The 2,964-nt window shown below is 36.5% G+C and carries 2 protein-coding genes and 3 pseudogenes; 1 reads left to right on the top strand and 4 read right to left on the bottom strand.

The window, feature by feature from the left end; all coding sequences use genetic code 11:
- Positions 1–85: 85 nt before the first annotated feature.
- Complete coding sequence (locus tag ABD07_RS14035) at positions 86–1,078, bottom strand: YihY/virulence factor BrkB family protein (RefSeq protein WP_160818806.1); 993 nt, start codon at positions 1,076–1,078, stop codon at positions 86–88.
- 258 nt (positions 1,079–1,336) lie between these two features.
- A complete protein-coding gene (locus tag ABD07_RS15110; protein ID WP_338040596.1) occupies positions 1,337–1,435 on the bottom strand; it encodes an NAD-dependent epimerase/dehydratase family protein in 99 nt (32 codons plus the stop codon).
- Between the two features lie 696 nt (positions 1,436–2,131).
- On the opposite strand from ABD07_RS15110, the pseudogene ABD07_RS14025 reads away from it, so the two are divergent.
- Positions 2,132–2,494: pseudogene (locus ABD07_RS14025) on the top strand (phosphoketolase family protein); the annotation flags it as partial.
- Between the two features lie 49 nt (positions 2,495–2,543).
- On the opposite strand, the pseudogene ABD07_RS15105 reads toward ABD07_RS14025, so the two are convergent.
- Positions 2,544–2,735, bottom strand: a pseudogene (locus ABD07_RS15105) (IS3 family transposase); the annotation flags it as partial.
- A gap of 58 nt (positions 2,736–2,793) precedes the next feature.
- Positions 2,794–2,964 (bottom strand): annotated as a pseudogene (locus ABD07_RS14020) (IS1595 family transposase); the annotation flags it as partial.

The raw sequence follows: 2,964 nt of genomic DNA, 5'->3' as shown, positions 1-2,964 counted from the left end.
ACATAAGAGTTTGAGTAATGCCACTCCTTATGAAATACTCAACGCTTATTTCTATCAACCTCTCTGTAAACAACCCTGAGATTTCTTACACCTTATCCTTCTTTTCGCTTTGAACGGCTTCTTTCTGGATTTCTGCGTTTATCTTCTTGGTATCGGATTGGCCTTGTAGAGATTCTTTATTTTCAACTTCAACTTCTTTTATAAAAACTGCATAATCGCTCGGATATATTTCATAGCCCGAAATTTGAGCATAAACTCTTGTAAGTATGGCGCTAAAATATAAAATAATTGCTGAATAATAAACCCAGAGCATAATAATCACGATGGAACCAGCTGCTCCGTAAGTTGAATTTATATCACTATTTGATAAGTAAAGTGTAATAGCAGATTTTCCTATCATAAAAAGGAAAGTAGTGGTTATAGCGCCAACAATGACATTTCTCCATCTAATTTTTGCATCGGGTAAGATCTTAAATATGCAAGAAAATATAAAAGTAATGACAATAAAAGTCAGAATGAGATTCAGAGAATAAGTGAGATAGACAGTAATAATCGGAAACATTTTTTGCAGGCTTTCCATTAAAACTTCCAATGCGGCGTTTAATGCCAGAGATACTAATAGAATAAATCCTAGTGAAATAACCAACGAAAAGCTCAGAAAACGGTTAACTATGAGTTTTATAAAACCTGTTTTAGGTTTTGCTTTTAATCGCCAGATATAATTGATCGATTCCTGGATTTCAACAAATACTCCAGTAGCTAAAAACATAAGCATAACGATACTACTAGTGGTTGATAGTGTGCTTCTTTCGGAGATTGCAGCATTTTTAATCATTTGTTCTACTTGGGTTGCTGCTTGTGAACCTATCAATTCTGCCAGTTGAGGATAGAGTTCTCCTTCAATAGCTTCTGCGCCAAAGAAAAATTGAACGATTGTTATAATAATAATGAACATAGGTGCTAGAGCAAACAAGGTATAAAATGCAAGAGAGGCGCTCATTTTAAGTACATTGACTTCGATGAATTCAGAAATCACTTCTTTAAATATAGGCCATGCATTATAAAATGTTAGTTTCATTGATGTATGCAGTAAAATATTGAAAATTAAGAATATTAGGTTTAAAGTAAAATCGAGTGAAACTAAATATGCTTTTCTTGGATCATGCAAATCCTTGAAAATGTTAATTTACCCGAAGCATCTTTAAATTATTTACTGTCAGATTTTTGATAATTACTAGTTCAATGATTAGCAATTTAATAAGTTCCTAGAATTAATTGCTTTTTATAAACTTTCATCTCAGTAGCTTCTTGCTAATGTGTGTTCAGCATCCATAATTTATATGCCAGCGAAATCTATTGCGCATACCCTCTCATGACCAGGTCTATTTAATGCAGTCGCCAAATGGCTCCCGATAAAGCCGCTGGCCCCGACAATTAATATTTTGGATATTTTAACAAGTCTATTTTGTATTTATAAAATGCATCAATAACTTAGATTTTATAAGCAATATTTCATAATGAACAATAATATAGTATAGTCAACGAAATTATGAGTATAACTAAATGGCATAATACACTTCGCATCATACTGATTTCAGGAAGCGTGGCGAGTATTGCTTCAGCCATTTCCCTATCGCTACTTGGTAAGAGCGAGTTGAATAGATTCGCAGCGCCACTTAATGGTCCAAGTCAGTGGATATGGGGTAGGCATGCCCCATATGTGAATAGACTAAGTTTTCGCTATACTTTTGTGGGTTACACTATCCACCACGCGGCATCTATCTTTTGGGCTATTGGATATGAAGGACTTCGACGACGCCTACGGCCACCCGAAATCACTTGTGCTGTGCTTGCACCTGCTGTAGTAACTGCAGTTGCTGCTTATACAGTTGATTTTCATCTTATTCCGAAACGTTTGACACCCGGGTTTGAAAATCGTCTTTCAAAACGTTCTTTGCTGTTTGTTTATGGAGCTTTTGCGCTAGGGCTGGCTGCGCCAGCACTACTAGCTCGAAATAGAAAATGGGCCTGTAGTAGATTAGGTTAAATCTGGTTTCAGAGTTTGAGTATTTCTAGATAGGGTATAGTCACGAGATATTTGCCCAGAGAGCGATGCATCTGATATGTACAGCATGGTTTGAGCGATAAAGATTTTGATGGCTTGTTCACAAAAGATAAACCTATCATTTTCGCCTATCACGGTTATCCGTGGCTATTTCACCGGCTCATCTATCACCGCACTAATCACGATATCCTGCATGTGCGGGGCTACAAGTAAGAAGGTACGACTTCGACGCCGTTTGATATGGTAGTGATGAACTATCGGTATCGTTTTTACCTCATTGCCGAAGTCATTGACCGTGTACCGCAACTCGACCAACGTGCCGCTTATGTCAAACAAGCGATCCGGGATAAATCGATCGAACACAAACAATATATTAATCATTACGGCGAGGACATGCCAGAAATCCTTAATTGGAAATGGAAAGGATAATTACCCGAATTATTGAGATATTTGAAGTGGTTAACAAAAACCGAGCGCGCTAGTTAAGCGATTTTTCTGTTCTTACTTTATATTGATTCGGGATTTTGTATCCCAAGTATGAATTCAGTCGATGGCTGTTATAAAACATGAAATTATATTGCAGCATCGCTTACTATGCTGCATGACGGATTTGGTAGTGCCTCCAGTGGATTGGTTCTTATTTAAGATTGCCGAAGAAGCTTTCAGCCAGATTTTTCAGGAGATAATTAAATCATGGGATATTGGTTTAGGGGCTGTAGTAGATCAGATTAAATTTGAGTCCAATTTTTCAGTATTTTTAGTTGATGCTTAGGTGTTCCATAATTAAACCTGAATTCACACTCTTTAAGAAATAATGGAAATGATTCTTTGGGAATTCCATTATATTTTCTTAAAACACGTTTGGCCTGATTCCAAAAATTCTCAATCCCGTTAATGTG

The organism is Nitrosomonas oligotropha (assembly GCF_009833085.1).
Taxonomy (GTDB): domain Bacteria; phylum Pseudomonadota; class Gammaproteobacteria; order Burkholderiales; family Nitrosomonadaceae; genus Nitrosomonas; species Nitrosomonas oligotropha.
Note: the sequence above shows the minus strand (reverse complement) of the source record. Positions and strands in the feature narration are given on the sequence as shown.

Excerpts from the sequence above, each read along its gene's own strand:
- ABD07_RS14035 (WP_160818806.1), bottom strand. The coding sequence starts at position 1,078 with ATGAAACTAACATTTTATAATGCATGGCCTATATTTAAAGAAGTGATT.